The 23,679-nt window shown below is 52.6% G+C and carries 18 protein-coding genes; 6 read left to right on the top strand and 12 right to left on the bottom strand.

The window, feature by feature from the left end; all coding sequences use genetic code 11:
* Positions 1-5 precede the first annotated feature (5 nt).
* The 3 genes from NP590_RS03785 to NP590_RS03775 all read right to left on the bottom strand — a co-directional run bounded on the left by NP590_RS03785 (position 6) and on the right by NP590_RS03775 (position 5,069).
* Positions 6-2,375 (bottom strand): type I restriction-modification system subunit M, encoded by a 2,370-nt coding sequence (locus NP590_RS03785; protein WP_256600901.1) that lies wholly within the window; start codon positions 2,373-2,375, stop codon positions 6-8.
* A 78-nt stretch (positions 2,376-2,453) separates the two neighbouring features.
* The gene (locus tag NP590_RS03780; protein ID WP_256600900.1) at positions 2,454-3,359 is read right to left on the bottom strand and encodes a WYL domain-containing transcriptional regulator; all 906 of its coding nucleotides are present in this window, start codon (positions 3,357-3,359) and stop codon (positions 2,454-2,456) included.
* A 411-nt stretch (positions 3,360-3,770) separates the two neighbouring features.
* Positions 3,771-5,069 (bottom strand): tyrosine-type recombinase/integrase, encoded by a 1,299-nt coding sequence (locus NP590_RS03775; RefSeq protein ID WP_256600899.1) that lies wholly within the window; start codon positions 5,067-5,069, stop codon positions 3,771-3,773.
* 166 nt (positions 5,070-5,235) lie between these two features.
* On the opposite strand from NP590_RS03775, the gene mutS reads away from it, so the two are divergent.
* Positions 5,236-7,833 (top strand): DNA mismatch repair protein MutS, encoded by a 2,598-nt coding sequence (mutS, locus tag NP590_RS03770; protein WP_256600898.1) that lies wholly within the window; start codon positions 5,236-5,238, stop codon positions 7,831-7,833.
* A gap of 72 nt (positions 7,834-7,905) precedes the next feature.
* Here mutS and NP590_RS03765 read toward each other — a convergent pair whose 3' ends face one another.
* The 9 genes from NP590_RS03765 to rpsB form a co-directional block, all read right to left on the bottom strand.
* On the bottom strand, positions 7,906-8,616 hold the full coding sequence (locus NP590_RS03765; protein WP_256600897.1) for a DsbC family protein: 711 nt from the start codon (positions 8,614-8,616) through the stop codon (positions 7,906-7,908).
* Positions 8,617-8,679: 63 nt separating this feature from the next.
* The gene (gene rseP, locus NP590_RS03760; RefSeq protein ID WP_256600896.1) at positions 8,680-10,044 is read right to left on the bottom strand and encodes an RIP metalloprotease RseP; all 1,365 of its coding nucleotides are present in this window, start codon (positions 10,042-10,044) and stop codon (positions 8,680-8,682) included.
* Positions 10,044-11,228: a 1-deoxy-D-xylulose-5-phosphate reductoisomerase gene (gene ispC / locus NP590_RS03755; protein ID WP_256600895.1), complete on the bottom strand. Its 1,185-nt coding sequence runs from the start codon at positions 11,226-11,228 to the stop codon at positions 10,044-10,046. Before ispC ends, rseP begins: the two co-directional genes overlap by 1 nt.
* Positions 11,225-12,130: a phosphatidate cytidylyltransferase gene (locus NP590_RS03750; RefSeq protein WP_256600894.1), complete on the bottom strand. Its 906-nt coding sequence runs from the start codon at positions 12,128-12,130 to the stop codon at positions 11,225-11,227. The genes ispC and NP590_RS03750 overlap by 4 nt, the downstream gene beginning before the upstream one ends.
* Positions 12,131-12,166: 36 nt before the next feature.
* Positions 12,167-12,931 (bottom strand): undecaprenyl pyrophosphate synthase, encoded by a 765-nt coding sequence (gene uppS, locus NP590_RS03745; protein ID WP_256600893.1) that lies wholly within the window; start codon positions 12,929-12,931, stop codon positions 12,167-12,169.
* A gap of 17 nt (positions 12,932-12,948) precedes the next feature.
* The gene (gene frr / locus NP590_RS03740) at positions 12,949-13,506 is read right to left on the bottom strand and encodes a ribosome recycling factor (protein ID WP_256600892.1); all 558 of its coding nucleotides are present in this window, start codon (positions 13,504-13,506) and stop codon (positions 12,949-12,951) included.
* Between the two features lies 1 nt (position 13,507).
* Complete coding sequence (pyrH, locus tag NP590_RS03735; protein ID WP_256600890.1) at positions 13,508-14,227, bottom strand: UMP kinase; 720 nt, start codon at positions 14,225-14,227, stop codon at positions 13,508-13,510.
* Positions 14,228-14,311: 84 nt separating this feature from the next.
* Positions 14,312-15,196: a translation elongation factor Ts gene (tsf, locus tag NP590_RS03730; RefSeq protein WP_256600889.1), complete on the bottom strand. Its 885-nt coding sequence runs from the start codon at positions 15,194-15,196 to the stop codon at positions 14,312-14,314.
* Positions 15,197-15,322: 126 nt separating this feature from the next.
* Positions 15,323-16,066, bottom strand: a complete 744-nt coding sequence (gene rpsB / locus NP590_RS03725; protein WP_256600888.1) for a 30S ribosomal protein S2 — start codon at positions 16,064-16,066, stop codon at positions 15,323-15,325.
* Positions 16,067-16,330: 264 nt separating this feature from the next.
* On the opposite strand from rpsB, the gene map reads away from it, so the two are divergent.
* From map to NP590_RS03700, 5 genes are all read left to right on the top strand, one after another.
* Positions 16,331-17,095, top strand: a complete 765-nt coding sequence (gene map, locus NP590_RS03720) for a type I methionyl aminopeptidase (protein ID WP_256600887.1) — start codon at positions 16,331-16,333, stop codon at positions 17,093-17,095.
* The gene (glnD, locus tag NP590_RS03715; RefSeq protein ID WP_256600886.1) at positions 17,092-19,722 is read left to right on the top strand and encodes a [protein-PII] uridylyltransferase; all 2,631 of its coding nucleotides are present in this window, start codon (positions 17,092-17,094) and stop codon (positions 19,720-19,722) included. The genes map and glnD overlap by 4 nt, the downstream gene beginning before the upstream one ends.
* A 111-nt stretch (positions 19,723-19,833) precedes the next feature.
* Positions 19,834-21,741 (top strand): bifunctional diguanylate cyclase/phosphodiesterase, encoded by a 1,908-nt coding sequence (locus NP590_RS03710; RefSeq protein ID WP_256600885.1) that lies wholly within the window; start codon positions 19,834-19,836, stop codon positions 21,739-21,741.
* Positions 21,728-22,417 carry a transglutaminase-like cysteine peptidase gene (locus NP590_RS03705; protein ID WP_256600884.1) on the top strand — a complete coding sequence of 230 codons (690 nt, stop codon included), beginning with the start codon at positions 21,728-21,730 and terminating at the stop codon, positions 22,415-22,417. Before NP590_RS03710 ends, NP590_RS03705 begins: the two co-directional genes overlap by 14 nt.
* Positions 22,418-22,871: 454 nt before the next feature.
* On the top strand, positions 22,872-23,567 hold the full coding sequence (locus tag NP590_RS03700; protein WP_256600883.1) for a PEP-CTERM sorting domain-containing protein: 696 nt from the start codon (positions 22,872-22,874) through the stop codon (positions 23,565-23,567).
* Positions 23,568-23,679 lie beyond the last annotated feature (112 nt).

Raw genomic sequence — 23,679 nt, 5'->3', positions numbered from 1 at the left:
GTCGCCTAAAGCAGGTTTACGTCAATACCCAGAATATCCGCTATCAAGCCTTCAGCCTGCTTTTCCAGAGCGATGATGTCCTGAGCCACGTCATTCATAGTACGCAGCGGTTTGTGCCGATAGAAGTATTTATTAAAGCTGATTTCGTAACCGATTTTGACCGAATCCAGGTTTATCCAGGCTTCCGCGACATGCGGTTTCACTTCGGCCTGGAAGTAGCGGTGTATCTGGTCGTTCAATGGCACCGATTCGCTGTCGCGCAAATCGGCATTGGATTCGTAGCTGAGGTATTCGCCTTTTTTACCGGCGGGGTAAACGCCAAAATCGGGTAGCTCATCTTCGCTGCAATCCAGGCGTTGCAAGACTTTTTCGAGCATATCGCCATTGAGTTTGAAGGTTTGCGCGATGACTTTTTCGGCGCTTTCGTCGTACCAACTGACGGCGTTGAGGATGGCGTTTTTGTCGCTGGCAGTGAGTTTGATCGCTTGCGCCTTGAGTATGGCGTCGACGGAAACCTTGAATTGGTTGAAATCGCTCGATTGGTCGGTACCGATCGCCGCCATCAAGGTTTGCGCTGTTTGCATCAGGTTTTGTTGTTTCAACCAAGTATCCAGGCTGAGCAATTTGCTGCGATTTTTGGCATTGAGGCCCAGTTCGTTATCTTCGCACCAGGCCTGAATGGCTTTTTCGTGTTGCGCCAGGCAGCCGGGTTGATAGACGGCATCGCCCCATTGCTGGTAAATCCACTGCATCGGCTGATTCAACGCCTTGTCGAAACGTAAGGTTTCAATGCGCTCCTGGCTGAATTGGGCCTTGCGGCGATCCGGGCGTTCGATATTGACCTTGTAGTAGCCAAAATCGCTGTTGTCGAACACCTGAGCGGCTATACCCGCATCATCGGTTTGGCGTTCCTGGGTTGCCAATGCCAAGTAAGTGGCGACGATTTCCCGGATATGTTGGGGGGCGAATTCGCAGTTTTTGTTGCCGAGATTTTTGCGCAGCTTGCGGTAAAGCTGGCTGGCATCGATCAACTGTACCTTGCCTTTGCGTTCGGGTGCCTTGTGATTGGACAGTAGCCAGATATAAGTGGTGATGCCGGTGTTATAGAACAGGTTGTTGGGCAACTGAATAATGGCTTCCAGCAAATCGTTTTCGATAATGTGCCGACGAATATTGCTTTCGCCGCTACCAGCGTCGCCGGTGAAAAGGCTGGAACCGTTATGCACGGAAGCGATGCGCGAGCCATGAGAACTGTTATCCAGCGGCTTCATTTTGCTGACCATTTCCATCAGAAACAGCAATTGGCCATCGCTGGAACGCGGCGTGGCGTCTAGCGTTTCCGCATTGCCCCAATAGTCGTTTAGCGTCACCCGAAACCGGGCATCGATCACGTCGCCGCCGTCTTTGATGTATTTCTGCTCGCTGGCCCAGCTTTTGCCATAAGGCGGATTGGAGAGCATGAAATCAAAGCGGGTGCCGGCGAATTCGTCCGTGGACAGCGTGGAGCCGACACGGATGTTGGCCGGATTGTTGCCCTTGATCATCATGTCGGATTTGCAAATGGCGTAGGTTTCGTCGTTGATCTCCTTGCCGTACAAATACACATCGCCAGTCGCGCGAATCGCGCCGTCCTCGTCCTTGATGAAGTTTTGCGACTCGGTGAGCATGCCGCCGGAACCGCAAGCCGGGTCGTAGATGGTCATGACCGGCGGCAGTTGATCTTTAACGGGATCGAAGATCAAATGTGTCATCAACTCGATCACTTCGCGGGGCGTGAAGTGTTCGCCGGCCTCTTCGTTATTTTCTTCGTTGAATTTTCGGATCAGCTCTTCAAAGACATAACCCATGCCCAGATTGCTGAGGACGGGTAGCCGGTTGCCGTCTGGATCTTCCTTTTCGTATGGTGTGAGGTTGATATAGGGCGAAGTAAACTTTTCCAGCACGCCGAGCAAAACATCCTTGCCGGCCATATGTCGAACTTGGGTTTTGAGATTGAACTTGTCGATGATTTCCTTGACGTTGGCACTGTAGCCGTTCAAGTAGTCTTCGACATTCGCCAACAGGATTTGCTGATTGTTGGTGGCGGTTTTCAATAATTGCGTGAGCGTCCATTTGCTGGTGTTGTAGAACACATAGCCGGACGCTTCTTTCAGACCGTTATCGTCCAGTTCGGTCAAGCCCATGTCGTTTTTCTGGAACGCCAGTTCTTCCAAAACTTTGTCTTTACTGGGTTCTAACAGCGCATCCAGGCGGCGCAATACCACCATCGGCAGGATGACATCGCGGTATTTGCCGCGGACGTAGACATCGCGCAAACAATCGTCGGCGATCGACCATATAAAGGAAACGAGTTTATTGTGTGCTGCGTGATTCATGCGCTGGTTTTACTTGTCCAATTCGTAAAAAACGTGTCCCTATTTGACTTGTGCCCCTCGGGTATTGCGTTTGGGCTTTCAAACCTCGGGAAATTCATAGCCAGGGGCAAACTTGGCACTGGAAACACCGTAGAGTGCTAGGTGATTTCTTAACCATAACCGATATTCGTTGCCTTGTAGGCTGTGCCCGGACGAGCAATCGACTATCCATTGCCGTAATACGTAGCCGGCAACGGCTGCTCGCATCTTTAAATGCAATACACCGTCGGTCATCCCATAATCGTTTCCGATAATCTCGGGATGCTTTTGATTGGGGTGTGGCACTAAATCCAATTCCACGATCCTATTCCATTGGATGTCTGCACTAGGCTGTTCGTGAGGTAAAACCTTTCCGTCGTCGATCAGTTGGCTTCTGGGTATCCGAGTAATAACGAAATCCAGAAAATCGGGTCTTTTACGATCATAGGCGCGGACATGCCAACGTAAACCATCATTGACCAAAGCGAACGGCGCGATTTCGCGCGTCGAAAATCCACTGCTATGCGAGGTGTAGTCGATGCTGACGACCTTTTGTTGGTGTATCGCTCGAGCAATTGGCGCCAGGATTTCCATTGAAGGCTGGTTAAGCACTTTCGGTAATTCGCAGGTCAGCAACGGCTCACTACTGCCGCCGATGCCATCGCCGAATCCGCGTGACAACGCCGTCAATACGCGTTCCGCGGAGTGCTGGAATGCTGGCGAGAACGCAGGCCCGATCACATAGGTTTTTGACTTGTTATCAAACCCTATGTTGCTCGGAAACAGCTCGCGGTACAGCGCAAAATCTCGTGTGGCAACCGCAGGCGCGATGCCAAACCGTTGCATTAAATCTTGGCGCCCAATGTCTCCGAGAAAGTACAAACGAAATTCGATAAAGAGGAGTCGTTCGCGCTGGGTGTGGCTCAGTATGTCGATGGCAGATGCTGGCTGTGTTTCGCTATTCATGCCAGCACATTCTAAAGACTCTAGCGCATAAATCAACTTTTTGAATAATTGACATGATCATTTTGATTATGTATTATTTTCATATGGATCATTTTCTATAACCTATAGGAGGTGCTATGGCTACAAATCCACCCGCAGGCGATGGTCATCGCAATGGTGCCGTGCGTGAACGCTCGCAAACCCAAACGCCTTCAGGCCATTGGGTCAAACGTGATACCAACACCGGCCGATTCATGGATGTTAAGTCCGACGGCAAACCGTTTATAGGCGCTAGGAAAGAGAAGTAATTAACCCGCGGCTTTTGACGGTTTAGATGACTCGATAAAGCCGCATTCATAACTCAACATTTGGAGGGCCTATGGCCCGATTTATTGCCCCCCTAAACGGCAATAGGCGGACGCAACGGCAAACCTAAATCTCGAAACGCTTTGCCAATGACTCAAGATGCTCTGACAGATTAAAGAGCCATAGGCGTTTTTCATCGTCATATTGATGCCGATTATAAGTTCCCACCACACCGGGTAACATATGACCGAGAATCGTTTCACCTACGGAATCTGGACATCCTAATTTTGCAAGCAAGGTGCGTGACGTCCGTCGCAAATCATGCGGTGCCCAATGAGTCACCGTTAATCGAGGCCTCACCTGCTCAGGGCGAATCTGACTATAGGGTTGCCTATAAAATACCTGTTCAGTGACGTATTTTTGTTCGATGTGCCCCACTTTATGACGGGATGGAAATAGAAAACCGTCTCCATATAGTTTTTTCCGCCGTAAAACTACGGTCAAACCTCTACCGAATAAGGGCACCCTTTGATCTGGAGCAGTTTCATGTCGGGCATTTTTCGTTCTAATTTTCGGTATCGTCCACCAAACTTGACCGCCCTCTTCACTAATTTCAGTTCCTGACATGCCAACAATTTCTGAGCCGCGAGTTCCGGTCCAAAGATATAACATTAGAACGTCAGTAATTATCGGTGCGAAATTTGGAAGCCAAGCTATCAATTCACCGATTTCGTCTTCAGTGAGTACGCGTTTGACCACGCCGATGTTCTTACCTTCTATGGTCTTTCCTTTTGATCTAATTTTTCCACGTAAAATTAAGCGCCACCAATTTACCGCGGCTTCAGGCAATCTGCCGGCATCCATTGCAAAATCCCATGCTGCTCCTAACTCACATCGTAATTTTCCGGCCTGCACGGGCGATATTGCGGCGTACTTTTGAATCAAATCAAAAGCCATTGCGCGGGTAATTGCAGTGGATGGTAAATCCGCCATATCACCCAGCATCGTGTTAAACATCCTAGTAATTTCAGTAGAACCTTTTTTGGCTCTGTGGCGACAAACATGTCCAGCTAAGTATTCATCACATAGCACGCGGACTGTATAAGCGTTTTCAGAATTTGCCGCCTCTTGTTTCAATATTAAAGCTTTTGCCTCTAATTTAGCTTGCTTTGCCTCTAATACAGGATCATTACCAGAATCACGCTGGTTTTTCAAAGCTTCCCAAGCGACAATAGCCACTGGGAATGACATAGACGGCCAATGACCAATTGACACCTGCCTAAGGCGTCCATCAACAGTGCTTCTATACCGATAAAACCAAGTTCTCACCTTTGCCATGGCAGACAAACGCAGCCCAGGGTAATCGTCAAAAGCCATATGCTGTCCAGGTAGCAAAGCTTTAGCGGTGCGGGCGTCGAATTGCATTTCAGTATAGGTTTTTTGTGGCGAATGATGACGCGAGTATAACCTGAAGAAACCTATACTAAAACCTATACTAAAAAGCAAAGTGCAGGAAAGTTTTGATAAGTGTCGACAATGTTAGACTCAACAGAAAACCAAAGAATGTTACTTATGTATCAAATTGTTACAAATGAATAACCAGAAAAAACAAGGCGCCAAGCAAGACGAGAAAACGCAGCACACCCCGATGATGCAGCAATATATGCGCATCAAATCCCAGCACCCGGATACCCTGCTTTTTTATCGCATGGGCGATTTTTACGAGCTGTTTTACGACGATGCCAAACGCGCCGCGCAATTGCTGGACATCACCCTGACCGCGCGCGGACATTCCGGCGGCCACCCCATTCCGATGGCGGGCATTCCCTATCATGCCGCCGAAAACTATATCGCCCGACTGCTGAAACAGGGCGAATCCATCGCGATTTGCGAGCAGATTGGCGACCCGGCCAAATCAAAGGGCCCGGTTGAACGCAAGGTGCTGCGTATCGTCACGCCGGGCACGGTCACCGACGAAGCCTTGCTGGAAGACCGCAAGGACAATCTGCTGGTAGCGCTGGCGGCCTTCGATAAATTTTACGGGCTGGCTTGCCTGGATTTGGGCAGCGGCAAGTTCGTGCTGCAGCAACTGGAAGGCAACACCCCGTTGCTCAGCGAAATAGAACGTCTGAACCCGGCCGAGTTGCTGTATAGCGAAGACCTGTCTCTGCCCGCCTGCCTAAGGGAGCGTAAGGGTTTATGCCGACGGCCGCCCTGGCATTTCGATCTGGACAGTTGCCGGCAGCTGATCCTGAAGCAATTCAACTGCCACGATTTGAAAGGCTTCGGCTGCGAACATTTGCCGGCGGCAATTTGCGCGGCCGGCAGTTTGTTGCAATACGTGCGCGACACCCAGTTTAACGCCCTACCCCACATCCAGGGCATCGCCATCGAGCATGCCGACGATGGCATCAGCCTGGACGCCGCCAGCCGCCGTAATCTGGAACTGGATAGCCACCCCAGCGGCCAGCTGCAATATACCCTGCTGGGCGTGCTGGACCAGACCGCCACCGCGATGGGCAGCCGCTGCCTAAGGCGCTGGATACACAGACCCTTGCGCGACCACGGCATCATCAACGGCCGTTACGCTTGTATTGCCAGCCTGTTGGACAATCAGTTGTACCGGGAATTACAGGGCAGTCTGCGCCAGGTCGGCGACATCGAGCGCATCAGCTCGCGAATCGCATTAAAATCGGCCCGCCCGCGCGATTTATTGGTGCTGCGCCATACCCTGGCGACTTTGCCGAGCCTGCAAAGCCATTTGGCCGACAGCGAAAATCCGCATCTGGAGACGCTGCGCTCGCAATTGCGCGAACAGCCGCAATTACTGGACTTGTTGCAGCGCGCCATCATTGACAATCCACCGGTATTGATCCGCGACGGCGGCGTCATCGCGCCGGGCTTCAACGCCGAACTCGACGAACTACGCAACCTCAGCCAGAACGCCGACCAGTTCCTGATCGACATGGAACAACGGGAGCGCGCCGCTACCGGCATCGCCACTCTGAAGGTGAATTACAACCGGGTACACGGCTATTACATCGAGATTTCCAACGCCCAGGCCGACAAGGTGCCGGTGCATTACACCCGCAAGCAGACACTGAAGGGCGCCGAGCGTTACATCACGCCGGAATTGAAATCCTTTGAGGACAAGGTATTGAGCGCCAGGGAAAAGTCGCTGTCCTTCGAAAAAGCGCTGTACGACGAACTGCTGACCACGCTAGGCGATGCCTTGCTCGATTTGCAACAGTGCGCCAACGCCCTGGCCGAACTGGATGTATTGGTAAACTTTGCGGAACGCGCCGACACGTTGAACCTATCGCAACCGATTCTGAACCAGGAACCCGGCATAAGCATAAGCGGCGGACGCCATCTGGTGGTGGAAGCCTTGTCCAGTATTCCATTCGTCGCCAACGATCTGGAGTTTTCCAACGATCGGCGCATGCTGGTGATCACCGGCCCCAACATGGGCGGTAAATCGACTTATATGCGCCAAGCGGCTTTGATCGTGTTGTTGGCGCATATTGGTTGTTATGTACCGGCCCAGTCGCTGCGCTGCGGCCCCATCGACAAAATATTCACCCGCATCGGCGCCTCGGACGATCTGGCCAGCGGCCGCTCGACCTTTATGGTGGAAATGTCGGAAACCGCCAACATATTGCATAACGCCACCAGCAACAGTCTGATTTTGATGGACGAAATAGGCCGCGGCACCAGCACCTTCGACGGCTTGTCGCTGGCCTGGGCCTGCGCCGATTATCTGGCGCGGCATAGCCGGGCTTTCACGCTATTCGCCACCCATTATTTCGAGCTGACCACGCTGGCGGAGGAACAAGCCAACATTCACAACATTCATCTGGATGCCATGGAACACGGCGACAAGATCATATTTCTGCATGCGGTCAAGGACGGCCCGGCCAGCCAGAGCTATGGCTTGCAGGTAGCGGCGCTGGCCGGCGTGCCGCAAGCGGTAATCGCTAACGCCAAAACCAAGCTGGCCCAATTGGAGAACAGCGCTTATATCGAGCTGCAAAGCCATAATGAAGTGAATCAGTTGGACCTGTTCACCAGCCGTGAATGCCATCCGGCCGTGGTACTGCTGGAAGGAATAGATCCCGATAATCTCAGCCCACGGCAGGCGCTGGACGAGTTGTATCGGTTGAAGAAAATGTTGAAGGAATGGAAGTAAAAAAATAAGCCGAAAAGGCTATCGGCAAAACCGGGCGGCGCTGCCACCCAGTCCTCTCCGCATACCGCTTAATTATTCCTTGGCCAGGATTTTCGCCAGTTGAGCCGCGGGAACATAGCCCGGCAGGATGTTGCCTTTTTCGGTCACTATCATCGGCGTGCCGTTCATGCCAAACGACTCGCCCAATGCCATGTGTTGGTCAACGGGATTATCGCAGTTTTTGGTCTCCAAGGATTCGCCTTTTTTCGCCGTAGTCAGGGCTTTTTGTCTGTCGGCGGCGCACCAGACGGAAACCGCCTTGCTATAAGACTCGGACCCCTTGCCCGCTCTGGGGAAAAACAAATAACGCACGCTGATGCCCTGAGCCATGTATTGATCGATTTCCGAATGCAGCTTGCGGCAGTAACCGCAGTCGATATCGGTAAAAATCGACACCACGTGCTTGCCGGCCGCCGGTTTGAAAATGATCATGTTCTTTTCGCCGACCTGTTCCAAGGCTTGCCTGCGCACGCCGGCCAGCTTGTTTTCGGTAATGTTTTTCTTTTCGACGGCATCGAACATCTGACCTTGCAACAGGTAGCGTCCGTCTTCCGAGGCGTAGAAGATATTGCCGCCGCTGACAACTTCAAACAAGCCCTTGATTTCCGAGGGCGCGATCGATTCAACCTGCGCGCCCGGCATAAATTCGTTAAGGGCCTTTTTGATGGCTGCTTCGTCGGCTCGCACGCTGTTGACCGTCAGTACGGCAAGCGCAAACAATAAAATTCCAGTGAGTTTTTTCATGGTCTGACCAATGCTAGGTTTGATAAAGTGGGGTGGACTTCGCGCTGAACATTTTGTTCAGCGTCATTGAAATAATCGATCCAAATCCAGGAACAGCGCCAGCGCCATTAAACATATCAACACCAGCATGCCCAACTGTTGAAAAGCCATCTGCATCCGATCCGACACCGGGCTGCCCTTGATGACTTCCACCAAATAAAAAAGCAGATGACCGCCGTCCAGCACCGGCACCGGCAACAGGTTCAATACACCCAGACTGACACTGATCAGACCCAGAAACTTCAAAAATGCCGTGAAGCCCATCTCGGCCGACTGGCCGGCATACTGGGCAATGCTGATAGGCCCGCTTAAGTTTTCCACCGAGGCAGCGCCGATGAACATTTTGCCTATCATTTTGATTGTGCTGATCGAGTAGAACCAAGTCCTTTCCAGGGCGGCGGGTAGGGCTTCCATGGGCGACAGCGAATATTCCACCTGTAAATCGCGCATCGTTGCTTCGGGGATATGTACGCCGGCGCCGATTTTCCCGATCACCTTGCCGTCCGCCTGCTCTTCCCGGCGCGGCGTCAATGTGAGTTGCGTTTCCACCTCGTTGCGTTCCAGGGTAACATTGATTTCCCGGTCTGGTCTGGCTTGCACATAATCGACCCACTGCTGCCAATCCTCGATCGGCTGATCGTCGGCGCGCAGTATCAAATCGCCGCTCTGCAATCCGGCCTGTTTCGCCGAACCTTCGTCCAACAGTTTTCCTATGATAGGCTTGATCACGGGAATAAACGGTTTCAGCCCCAAGCGCTGATTCAGGACTTCCGGCGTCCGTACATCTTCGTCCGTCAACACGATGGCCCGAAATTGCCTTTGATCTTCCCGGGTTATCACATCGACCACGATATCGCGCTGGCCGTTGATGGCGGCTGAAAACAGTTCATCCAATGCCATCGCCCAGGTCGGGGTGGACTTTTGGTTGACGCTGATGATCTGATCGCCCGCCTGAAAGCCGGCTTCGGCCGCTATGCTGCCGGTTTCGACATTGCCCAGTATGGGTTTCAGGCCAGTTTCGCCCACCACCATGACAAGCCAAAACAAGGCCACGGCCAGAATCAGATTGAACAAGGGCCCGGCGGCCACGATAGCAGTTCTGACGGCTACCGTCTGCCGGTTGAACGCGTAGGGCAAATCCGCCTCGGCAACCTCGCCCTCGCGCTCGTCGACCATTTTGACGTAGCCGCCTAGCGGGATGGCGGCCACCACGAACTCGGTTTGTTCGGGAGACTTTTGGTAAGCCCATAATTTTTTGCCGAAGCCTATCGAAAAACGAATGACTTTGACCCCTGTCAGCCGCGCCAGCCAAAAATGGCCGAATTCATGAAACGCGACCAGCACCGCGATGGCGACGGTGAAATAAAACAGGGTATGCAGGGTTTCCATCAGGCTGCCAAGCCTTCGATCACGGATTTGGCCGCTTGACGGGCCCGGCTGTCTGCCCTTAGCACCAGTTCCAGGCTATCGGCGCTGTCCGGCGTGAATTGCGCCATGCTGCGCTCGATGATGATGGCGATGTCGGTGAATTTCACTTCCTCGTTCAAAAAGGCTTCCACGGCAATTTCATTGGCCGCATTCAACACGGTTGGCATGATGCCGCCGGCTTTTATGGCTTCGTAAGCCAGTCTCAAGCAGGGAAAGCGCTGCAGATCGGGCTTTTCGAAATCCATATGCCCTACTTCGAATATATCCAGGGGCGCCACGCCGGAATCGAAGCGCTCCGGCCAAGCCATGGCGTGAGCGATCGGCGTGCGCATATCCGGGTTGCCCATTTGCGCCAGCACCGAGCCGTCGACGTAATCGACCATGGAATGAATGATACTTTGCGGATGAATAACTACCTGAATCTGGTCCGGATCCATGTTGAACAGCAGGCAGGCCTCGATTAATTCCAGGCCCTTGTTCATCATGGTCGCCGAATCCACCGATATTTTTCGGCCCATGTCCCATTTCGGATGCGCCACGGCTTGATCGGGAGTCATATTCGGCAGCAACTCGAGCGGCGTTTTACGGAAGGGTCCGCCGGACGCCGTCAATAAAATCCGCCGCGCCTGCTTGGCGCTATGGCCGGGCGTATAACCGGCCGGCATGCATTGGAAGATGGCATTGTGCTCGCTATCTATCGGCAATAACACCGCGCCGGAATCGCTGACCGCCCGCATGAAAATCTGCCCGGACATTACCAGAGCTTCCTTGTTGGCCAGCAGCACGGTCTTGCCGGCCTTCGCGGCCGCCAAACTTGGCAACAGGCCCGCCGCGCCGACAATCGCCGCCATCACGGCGTCGACATTATCCAAGGTCGCCACTTCGATCAATGCTTCCGCGCCCGCCAAAACCTTGATCTCCGCAAGCGGCGATGCGGCTATGCGCTGCCTGAATTCCTCCGCCTTGCTTTCGGTAACCACCACCGCGTATTCGGGGCGGTGCGCAAGGCATTGTTCGTACAACACATCGATGTTGCCGTTCGCGGTCAAAGCCACGACTTTATACTGGTCCGGGTGGCGCGCCACCACATCCAGGGTGCTGACCCCTATCGAACCCGTGGCTCCGAGGATGCAGATACCTTTCATGCGAAGACGCTCCGGCCGATCAACACGATGCCGGCATAGAAAAACGGCGCGGCGGCGATCAGGCTATCGACTCTATCCAAAATACCGCCATGGCCCGGCAGCAGGCTGCCGCTATCCTTGACGCCTTTTTGCCGCTTGACCAAGCTGAAAAACAAATCGCCATATATCGACACCAGCACGGTCAACACCGACAGTATCAACAAATCCACGCTCATCAGAATCGCCAAGGAAGCTTCTTCGGATTGCAGCGCTTCCAAGCCGTAATAAATGCGCAAGCCTATGGCGCAAATCACCGCGGACAGCAGCGCTCCATACATGCCCTGAACGGTTTTTCCAGGACTGATTTCCGGCGCCAGCTTATCCTTGCCCCATTTTTTACCCACGAAATAAGCGCTGATGTCGGCTGCCCAAATCAACACCAGGAAATACAACACCATGCCCGGCCCGTAATAAGCTCTGAGTTTGCTCAGGAACATCCAGGCGGACAATAACACCAACCAGCCCACAAAGGCTTTGGCGCGGGGTTTGAACTCCGTCTGCAACAATTGCCCGGCGGCCTGTCTGATGATTATCATGGCCAACACCCAGAACAACACCGGCGCAATCACCAGCCATTCCAAGGCGTCGGAATATTCCTTGATTTCCGGCCATTCCAAGGCTTCGCCCAATAACTCCAGAAACACCGTCCAATAGGTGACGCCCAACATGGGAAAAATCAGAGCAGCGAAAAACAAACACTTTTTGCCGGGCTGTTCCACGCCTGTCAGGGACAACCATTCCCAAGCCCCTCCCAAGGTGACGATGGCGATAAACAATGAAAAATAGACGGCGGGCAATTGAAAAACCGCCAAAATGACGACAGCCGCTAACACCAAGGCCGTTAATATGCGTTGTACCAACATAGTTTGCTTTTTAATTATTATGGTTATGAAAAATGCCTAAAGAATACGTTTATCAATGACTTGTTCGCCGGTATGTCCGAATCGCCGCTGCCTGCCCTTGAAACTGTCCATGGCTGTCTGCATCATGGCCTGATCGAAATCCGGCCATAACACATCGGTAAAAAAGAACTCAGTATAAGCCAACTGCCACAGTAAAAAATTACTGACTCGCTCTTCGCCACCCGAACGAATGAATAAATCCGGCTCGGGTAAATCCGCCGTTACCAAATAGCGATTCAACAAGTCCTCGTTGACATCCCGTTCATCGATTTGGCCCACCTTGACCGCATGGGCGATTTTTTGCGCGGCTTGGGCAATATCCCAGCGGCCACCGTAATTAGCCGCTATCACCAGTGTCAAACCGCTGTTTTGGGCGGTTTGCGCTTCGGCCGCGTGGATTTTCTCCCGCAACTTGTCCGGAAAAGCCTCCTTATCGCCGATGATACGCAAGCGGATATTGTTTTTATCCAGTTTGTCGACTTGGCTTTGCAGCGTACTCATGAACAATTCCATCAACAGACTGACTTCGTCCTTGGGCCGACGCCAGTTCTCGCTACTGAAGGCAAACAGCGACAATACTTCGACATTTTGCTTCGCGCAATATTCGACGATTTTCCTGACGGCCTTGACCCCCGCATGATGACCCATGATTCTGGGCATCATGCGCTTTTGCGCCCAACGGCCGTTTCCGTCCATGATAATGGCGATATGCCTGGGAATGCTCCCGTTGACTATCACACTGCTAGCAAGTTCATCCGCCATGGTTATGCTCAACTGATTTACATGGACAGCAGATCGGCTTCTTTTTCTTCAAGATGCTTTTCTACTTCCTTGATGTATTGATCGGTCAGCTTTTGAATCTTGTCTTCGCCTTGGCGAGCATCGTCCTCGGAAATCAGTTTTTCCTTTAACGCATCCTTGATGGCCGCATTGGCGTCGCGGCGAATATTTCTGATCGACACCCGGCCTTGTTCGGCTTCATTCTTGACCACCTTGACCAACTCGCGGCGGCGTTCCTCGGTCAAGGCCGGTAACGGAATTCTGATCACGGTACCCTGGGTAGCCGGATTCAAGCCCAATCCCGATGACATGATGGCTTTTTCGATGGCTTGTACCATGCCTTTTTCCCACGGCACCACTTTCAGGGTTCGGGCGTCTTCCACCGACACGTTGGCCACTTGGGACAATTGCGACTCCGTTCCGTAATAACTGACGCTAATCTGGTCCAACAGACTGGGATGGGCCCGGCCGGTTCTGATTTTGGTGAAGGCTTTTTGCAACGCTTCTATGCTTTTCGCCATGCGCGCCGCGGCATCTTGTTGAATATCGCTGATCATTCTATTTCCTCACAATTAGAGAGCCGATGTCCTCGCCGCGCATCAAGCGCATGACTGCTCCCGGCTCGAAAACATTCATTACCCGCATCGGCAGGTTGTTGTCCCGGCACAGCACCAAGGCCGTGGTATCCATCACATTCAGCCGTTGATCGATGGCTTCGTCATAGGTCAGGCGTGGATAAAACACCGCGTCGGCCACTTTGTTAGGATCGGCCGAATAGACCCCCTTGACCTTGGTGGCCTTGATCATCAATTCGGCATCGATTTCGATGGCGCGCAGACTGGCGGCGGTATCGGTGGTGAAAAACGGATTGCCGGTACCGGCGGCGAAAATGGTCACCCGGCCTTTTTCCAAATGGCGAACCGCGCGGCGGCGGATATAATCTTCGCACACCTGATTGATTTTTAGCGCCGTCATGACCCGCACGGGTTGACCCAAGTATTCCAGGGCATCCTGCATGGCCAATGCATTGATGACGGTGGCCAACATGCCCATTTGATCGCTGGTTACCCGGTTAAGGCCATCGGAAGCTTTTTCGGAGCCGCGCAAAATATTGCCGCCGCCTATCACCAAGCCTACTTGAATTCCGGCGTCGCATAAGTCTTTGACTTCTTGCGCCAGGCGCTGCACGATCTCGGGGTCTATACTGCCCCCTTGTTCGCTCATCAACGCTTCACCGCTTAATTTAAGTAAAATTCTCTGACAAATGATCTGACTCATAATCGAAGTATCCTGGGTTGAAGGGTTAAAGCAAGCAATTCCGCGCAGAAAAAACCCGGTTTTCACCGGGTTTTCCAGGAGAGGTTAACCTCTTACCTGCGCCATGACTTCGGCGGCAAAATCTTCTTCTTTCTTCTCGATACCTTCGCCCACTTCGAAACGGGCAAAGCGTAACACCGAATTATCTTTTTCTTTCAACAACTGGGCAACGGTCTTGCTATCGTCTTTGATAAAGGCTTGCCCTTGCAGAGTCACTTCAGCCAGGAATTTATTGATGCGGCCGGAAACCATTTTTTCGACGATATCCGCCGGTTTGCCCTTGATTTTTTCCTCTTGCTGCGCCAGGAAAATTTCCTTCTCTTTTTCGATGGATTCGGGCGCAACCTGATCAGCGGAAACGCACATCGGCTTGCTGGCCGCAATGTGCATGGCGACGTCCTTGCCCAACTCGGCATCGGCTTTCGCCAACTCCACGATAACGCCGATTTTGCTGCCGTGCAGGTAGCAGGCTTGACCGCCATCGACGGTAGCAAACTTTTCAAAGCGTCTGACGGTGATGTTTTCACCCAATTTGGCAATCAAGGCCCGGCGGGTTTCGTCCACGCTTTGTCCGTTTGCCAGCACCAGGGCTTGCAATTGTTCATCGCTTTCGACATCGGCTGTCAGCAAGCCACTGACTACGTCATTGACAAAACCGCTGAAATCGTCGCCTTTCGCCACGAAGTCGGTCTCGCAGTTTACGTCCGCCATCACCACGGTTTTACCGTCGGCGGAGACTTTTACACCGATCACGCCTTCGGCCGCGATACGGCCGGATTTTTTATCGGCCTTGGCCAGACCTGCCTTCCGCATATTCTCGATGGCCAGTTCCATATCGCCATTAGCTTCAACCAAGGCTTTTTTGCATTCCATCATGCCGGAACCCGTACGTTCACGCAGTTCCTTAACCATCGCCGCACTAATATTCATTACTTTTTCCTCAAGATTATTAACTAAAAAAACGCCTCACAAAGGAGGCGTTTAAAAAACCGAAATCCGGAGCCGACGAAAATCGGCTCCCGGCGCGCCCGGTCCAAAAGACCGGACTGCAAAAACTTACGCTTCCGCTGCAACTTCCTCGACGAAATCATCCGACTTTGAGCCTGCGTCCATACGCAGGGCCTTGGCTTCCAGAACAGCTGCCGCGGCGCTTTGGCAATACAGCGTCACCGCGCGAATCGAATCGTCGTTGCCCGGAATCACATAATCGACATTGTCGGGCGAGTTGTTGGAATCAACCACACCGATCACGGGAATACCCAATTTTTTGGCTTCCATGATGGCGTTTTTCTCATAGCCCACATCCAGGACGAAAATCGCATCGGGCGTGCCGCGCATGTCCTTGATACCGCCCAGGCTGCGTTCCAGCTTTTCCAGTTCACGCTCCATGCCCAAGGCTTCTTTTTTGCTGAAACGTTGGTATAGGGTGCCGTCGGCCTTCATCGCTTCCAGCTCTTTCAGACGGTTGATGGATTTTTTGATGGTTTTGAAGTTGGTCAACATACCGCCCAACCAGCGATGGTTGACGTAAGGCATGCCGCAACGCTTGGCTTCTTCGGCCACCGCCTTGCGCGCTGCTTTTTTGGTGCCGACAAACAGGATGCTGCCCTTGTTGGCGGTCATCTGACCCAGGTAATTCATGGCGTCGTTGAACATTGGGAGCGTTTGCTCCAAATCGATGATATGGATCTTGTTACGGGCACCGAACAGGTAGGAAGCCATTTTCGGATTCCAGTAACGGGTTTGGTGTCCGAAATGCACACCGGCTTCCAACATTTGACGCATTGACACTGCTGCCATTTATTTCTCCTAAGATTTGCCGAATGATTCGGCTTTGGGTTACGCCTCCGCACTGTCCCGACTGATGACCCGTTTCAATGTTTCCATTGCAACAAGCACCCCATCAATCGTGTCGACAGACGTGAGTATTAAACATGGTGAACTTCACTTTATACCACGATTACAATTTCACAACAATAGCAACTCTGTTAGACTCCCCTGAAAACGCCGCCGCGACGGCCGTTATTTACCCCCATCGTCCATCAATAAACCTCAGACTCTCTGATGAGCATTGTCATAAAAACAGCGGAAGAAATTGAAAAAATGCGCATCGCCGGCAGATTGGCCGCCGATGTATTGGAAATGATTGCCCCGCACGTAGTCGTGGGCATCAGTACCGACGAACTGGATCAAATCTGCCACGACTACATAGTCAACGAACAACGGGCGATTCCGGCTCCGCTCAACTACCGCGGCTTTCCGAAATCCATATGCACATCGATCAATTATCAGATCTGCCACGGCATCCCCAGCGACAAAAAGCTCAAAAACGGCGACATTGTCAATATCGACATTACCGTCATCAAGGATGATTACCATGGCGACACCAGCAAGATGTTCTGTGTCGGCGACGTCAGCCCCCACGCAAAACGCCTGGTGGAAATCACCCGCCAATGCCTGTTTCTCGGCATAGAGCAAGTCAAGCCCGGCGCCCATTTCGGCGATATAGGCCACGCCATTCAACAACACGCGGAAAACAACCGCTACTCGGTAGTGCGGGAATTTTGCGGCCACGGCATCGGCAAGAAATTCCACGAAGATCCGCATGTCATGCATTTCGGCAAGCGCGGCGAGGGCGCCGTGATCGAGCCGGGCATGATTTTTACCATAGAACCCATGATCAATATCGGCAAACGGCACATGAAAATCCTGTCCGACGGCTGGACCGCCGTCACCAAGGATCGCAGCTTGTCGGCGCAGTGGGAACACACCATTCTGGTAACCGATTCCGGATACGAAATTCTGACCTTGCGCCAGGAAGAACGGTGACCGAATATTTATTCGCCGAAGCCTTTGCGGAAACCAACCCGATTTCGGCCTTTAAAGTCGCTATCGCCGGCGAGAATGCGCGGTTAAAACAACGATTTACGCCCGCCCAATCGCCCGCCGACCTGCTCGGCGAAAAAGCCCGTTTTATCGACAGCCTGTTATCCGCCTGCTGGACGCACTTTTTAGCCGACGAAGCCGCCCATCAGGCCCTGATTGCCACCGGCGGCTACGGGCGCGGCGAATTGTTCCCCCATTCCGACATCGACATTCTGATTGTATTGAATCAGGCCTTTACCGACAAAATCCAGGACGGACTATCGGCGTTCAGCAACTTCTTGTGGGACATCGGCCTAAAGCCCGGCCTGAGAACCTGCTTTACCAACGAATGCGTGGCCTTTGCCCTGCAGGATCAAACCATTTTCACCAGCTTGCTGGAAATGCGCCTGATCAGCGGTAACCGGGATTTATTCGAAACCCTTGCCAAACAAATTATCAACACCCAGCTTTGGTCTTCGGAAAAGTTTTTCCTGGCCAAAATGAGCGAACAGGAACAGCGCTACGGCAAATTCCATGACACCGCCTACAATCTGGAACCCAATATCAAGGAAGGGCCGGGCGGCTTAAGAGACATACAAGTCATAGGCTGGGTTTTCAAGCACCATTACAATGCCCAATCCTTGCGCGAGCTGATCAATTACGGCTTTCTGCCCCGCGCCGAATACGACAATCTGGTAGCCGCCCGCGACATATTGTGGCGCCTGCGTTTTGCGCTGCATTGCCTGACCAACCGTTGCGAAGACCGTCTACTGTTCGACCACCAGCGCGAAATGGCGGAATTATTCGGTTACACGGACCAGCACGGCAATCCGGATGTCGAACAATTCATGCAGTTTTTCTTTAAAACCGTCGTGGACATCGAACGACTCAACGAAATGCTGCTGCAACTGCTCAACGAACGCCTGATCAACAATCAGGAAGCACTGACCCCCAGCCCCATCACCGCCAATTTCTCATCCATAGCCGGTTATCTGGAAGTCAGCCGCGAAGACGTATTTCAAAATCACCCGCTGGCGCTACTGGAAATATTTCTCCTGCTGCAGCAGTCGCCCTCGCTGAAAGGCATCAGAGCCGGCACCATCAGACTGATTCGCAAAAGCCTGGCGTTGATAGACGACCAATTCCGCCGCAACAAACAGGCTAACCGCCTGTTTATAGAAATACTGCGGCAGCCGCGCGGTATCACCCATCAGCTCAAACGCATGAACCGCTACGGCGTGCTGGCCGCATACCTGCCGGATTTCGCCAACATCGTGGCCCGCATGCAGTACGATTTGTTTCACATTTACACCGTGGACGAACACACCTTGTTTGTAATCAGAAATCTCAGACGCTTTGCCCTGGATAAACACAGCAAGGAATTGCCGTTCTGCAACAACATTTTCCTGCTGACTCCAAAACCCGACGTGCTGTATATCGCCGCCTTGTTCCACGACATCGCCAAGGGGCGCGGCGGCGACCACTCGACGCTGGGCGAAAACATCGCCCTGGATTTTTGCCGACAACACGACCTGTCGGGACAGGACAGCAAACTAATAACCTGGCTGGTTCGCCATCACTTATTGATGTCGATGACCGCGCAGCGCAAGGACATCAGCGACCCGGACGTAATTCACACTTTCGCCCTGCAGGTCGGCAGCATCGAATACCTGAACTATCTGTACCTGTTGACCGTGGCCGACATTCGGGCCACCAATCCAAGTTTATGGAACGCCTGGAAGGATGCCCTGCTGAAAGATCTGTATATCGCCACGCACCGAGCCTTGCACCGCGGCCTGCAAAATCCGGTCGCCCGCTCGGAACGCATCAAGGAAACCCAACAGGAAGCCAAGCGCGAACTGCTTAAACTCGGCATAGCCGAAAGCGCCATTTCCAAGTCTTGGCAACATTTGAGCGACGATTACTTTCTGCGCTATTCCGCCGACGAAATCGCCTGGCACACCATTGCCATTGCCGCATCCAACGAACGGGAACTGCCGCTGGTTTTGCTTCGCCCGCAAACCCAACGCGGCAGCGCCGAAATATTTGTCTACGCCCGCGATGAAGCGCAGATATTTTCGATCTGCACGGCCACCCTTGATCACCTGGGCCTGACCATTCTGGATGCCCGCATCATCACTACCGAAGACCAATACATCTTAAACAGCTTTCAGGTACTGGAACAGTCTGGCGAAGCCATCAACGATTTGTACCGGGAAATCCATATCTGCGACACCTTGCGACAAGGCTTGATCAACAAAAAAGCCAGCCTGTCGAAAAACATACACAAACAATCCAGACAGGCCCGGCATTTTCCGATCGAAACCAGCGTGACCTTTCTGGACAACCCGTCCGGCAAACACACGACCATAGAGCTGATCACCACCGACCGCGCGGGGCTTTTATCCACCATAGGCCGCGCCTTCATCGAACTCAACATAAAACTGCACGACGCCAAAATCACCACCATCGGCAGCCGGGCCGAGGATATGTTTTATGTAACGGACCAGAACAATCAGCCGCTAAACGACGAGCAGGAAAGACAGCGCATACGCGATACCATCCTGCGATACCTAAGCACCTCGCATTAAGCCTCGTCAGCCGCAAGGCACGACAAAGCGGTTTTAATTCGATTTTAATGCTATTCGCCAGGTCCGGTCAGCCTACAGCGCTTAAAATACAACCCATTCATTAAGTCCGCTATGTCTTTATCAAAACAACTGCTCATTCTGGTTTCCGCGTTATTCATGCTGATATTCGGCGTCAATCTGGCGCTAAGCATCAATAACAGCAAGACGTATCTGGAAAACGAATCCTTAAACCACGCCCAAGACACAGCCACATCGCTCGGCTTATCCATCAGTCCCTACATGAAATCCCCTCGCGACCCCATTATTCAGGCCATGGTCAGCGCCGTCTTCGATATGGGCTACTACCAACAAATCCGCCTGCTGGATGCGGGCGGCAGCGAATTGATTTCGCTGAACAACACCCGGCGAGCCGCCGGCGTGCCCGACTGGTTCATTGCCCTGCTGCCCATATCGCCGGCCGTCGCCCAAAGCGAAATCAGCTCCGGCTGGACCATCAGCGGCACCATCTATGTCAGCGTCAACCCCGCCTACGCCTATAGCGCGCTGTATCAACAGGCCAAGACCTCGCTTTCCTACTCACTGGCCGCCTTGATCGTTTCCATACTGACACTCACGCTACTGTTGCGCTTGACGCTTGCTTCCCTGAAAAGCATGGGGCATCAAGCCAAAAGAATCGCCGAGGGTCATTTCGAAAAACTGGAAAAACTGCCCTGGACCAGCGACGTCAAGGAACTCGCCCTCACCATGAACAGCATGTCGCAAAAAATCCAGGACACCATTCAATCGCTGCGCGACAAACTGGAAATCAGCGCGGAAAAACTGTTACGCGATCCGCTGACCGGGCTGTATACCAAATCCTTGCTCGATTCCGACATAACGCATCTGCTCGGCCTACATACCCCGGCGTTTCTGTTGCTGATAAAAGTCGACAGCCTACCCGAACTGATCAAGGAGCAAGGCAGCGATACCATAGACCGCTTACTGCAAGAGTTTGCCGGCCTGATACGGCGGCCAGCCGAAGCGGCCGACGCCTCCCGGATCAAAGCCTATCGGCTATACGGCGGCGAATTTGCCCTGCTGATCGAAACCGACGACGTAGAAAAGATAAAAACAGTCTGCGAAGCCTTGAGCAGGGACATGCTGGAACTGGGCCGACAATTCGACAAAGCCGACCTGGCTCATATCGGCGCCTGCCAGATAAATCCGCTGGAATCGGCCGACAGCATAAAGATTGCGGCGCAGGAAGCCTACGAACAGGCCAGCTTGATCGGTCCCAACAGCTACCACATCAATCTCGCGGGCCAGCATATCGCACGGGATATTGCGGCCTGGAAATCGCTGGTATTCGAATGCGTCGACAGTTCCAACTACACCGTCGCGTATACCAATCCCATCCTTGCGCCAAACAGCGGCCGCATCATCATGGAAGAAGCCATTTCCCAGGCGCACGACAGGCAAGGCCAGCCCATCGCCATAGGCCCTTTTATTTCGATTGCGGAGAAATACGCCAAGATCATCGACTTTGACAAGGGCGTGATATTGAAAGTATTGGATTACATTCAGCAGTCCGGCATCGAACACGCCCTGGCGGTCAACGTCTCCAGCCGCTCCATCAAAAACGCCGAATTCATGGCCTGGCTGGAAGCGCTGACCAAACAAAACCGGGCCGCAACCAGACAGCTGGTATTTGGCTTTTCCGCCTACGCCGTCGGTAAAGATGTCAACGCCCATGTCAGCTTTTTTTACAGTCTGCATCAATGGGGCGGACGCGTCATGATCAAACGCTTCGAACCCCAATCGCTGCCGCCGAGCATCAACAAACAACTAAAACCGGACTTTATCCGCCTGGCGCGCGATATCGGCAACGGCATCGGCAAATCGCCGCAAAAACTGGAATTCGTCACGACCGTGCTCGAGATGAGCAAATTACTCGGCATAAGCGTGCTGGCTGAAAACATACTGGCCGATGAGGATCATCAGGCCTTGCACAAGATAGGGATCATGGGTGTCAGTCGCTAACAAACTACTGCTTTCCTTGCTGACTGTCGGAATATTTTACACCTGCCTGACCCTCTACCAACAACACACTCCGGAACCTAGCCTAACTGTGGGACTGCGCTTTACCCCGGCCTTGCTGGACAACATCGAGCAAACTCACGGCCTCTCCACCCGCCAACGCTTTGTGGACTGGCAAGAACTCATCGAACAAGGCAAAAACGCAACGGAACTGGAAAAGCTCCGCCTGAGCAACGACTTTTTCAACCAAACCAGTCTGTTTGTTGACGACAAGGTACTCTGGAAAGCCCAGGATTACTGGGCCACGCCTTTTGAATTCATCATCAAGGGAGCGGGCGATTGCGAGGATTTTTCCATAGCCAAATACTTTACCCTGCTGGAAATGGGCGTTGACGACAGCAAACTTAGAATAACCTACGTCAAGGCGCTGGAACTGAATCAAGCCCATATGGTGCTGACATATTATGAATCGCCGGCGGCAGTGCCCTTGGTACTGGACAATATCAAGCCCGACATCCGCTCCGCCGACGAACGCCGGGACCTGGAACCGGTATACAGCTTTAACGGCAGCGGTTTGTGGCTGGCCAAACTACGTTCTATCGATCTGAATCTCGGAACCGCCGGCAGTATCAATGCCTGGGAAGATTTAAAGCTCAGAATGCTTGAGATGAATCTTTAATTCTACTTTGTCACATTTAAAAACCGCCGTCATGTCCGCCTGGAAGCGGGTACCCAGCACCATGGAGGCAGGCTTCGGCCCATAGCCTGGATTCCGGCAATCCCCGCCGGAATGACGAATTCCTTTAAGAATCTGACAAAGTAGAATTAAGCGCCGGTCGATTTGCAGCGCGATTTTCGACCGTCCCCGGGCTCCCGACCGGCTCTCGACCGCGCAGCTTTTCATCGGCATGTCATAAATTTTTACACGTGGGTTTTAGCTTGGCAAACGCCCAGCCTATTTTTCCCCGTTTTGCTTGGTGAAAGCCTGTAAAGACGTACAACCCCGTTTCGGACTTAAATGAATACTCACTGATATTCAATAATTTACAAAATTTCTCTTAAAATTGCGCAACTGTTGGCACAGATAATGCCTTTTAATTTCCATCAGTTCATCAATTTATGGGAGAGGAAAAATGAACAAAATCATCTTGGCATCATCATTACTCATGCTGGCCGGCACGGGCATCAATACCGCCCACGCAACTAGCTGCGCGGTAACTGAAGTGTCATTAGGCACAAATCCGACAATTAACGCCGACGCATGTTATGGCTACACCACATTTGGCTCTCCTGCAGTAGAGTTGAACACCTTGAATACAGCAGCACTGCCAACTTTTAGCAGCAGCACTTACGGCAGCGGAAGCTTTACCGAAGTATTTAACACATCACCTCAAACCGGCATTTTTAACTCGATTCAACTCACCCTGACGGGTGTTAACGTTGGCGCAAATGTCGATACCTTCACCTTCAGCTGGGCTGACACAAATGGCGCCGCTCTGCCTAACCTGCCGCTATACATCGACTTGGTATTTTCCTTCAAGGCTGGCAGCACCCAATCCTCCAACGGCGGCGCAGGCATAGCTTACTTTTTCTTTAATGACTTTCTGTTGACGAGCACCCCCACATCCACGACCGGCTCATTCGATTTGGTCGTGCAACAAGGTCTGTCACATAACGCCTTGTACGCCAGAACCAGCGACAAGACAGTTCCAAGCTGTCTAACCAACCCTGCTTTGTGCGATGAAGACCTGCCAGAACCAGGCTCAATCGCATTGCTTGGCATCGGTCTGTTCGGTTTCGGCGTTCAACGCTTCAGAAAACAAGGCTAAAACCAAAGCCTTCAGCTCCGATCAAAAACGCCGGCTCGATGCCGGCGTTTTTGTTTAGCCCCATGGAAAATTCTCGAGGCATCCCCCACTCAACCCCCAATCGCAAAACATT

This window comes from Methylomonas subterranea, from assembly GCF_024505185.1.
In the GTDB taxonomy this organism is placed as follows: Bacteria; Pseudomonadota; Gammaproteobacteria; order Methylococcales; family Methylomonadaceae; genus Methylomonas; species Methylomonas subterranea.
The sequence above is the reverse complement of the archived record's forward strand: the minus strand, read 5'-3'. Positions and strand labels throughout refer to the sequence as shown.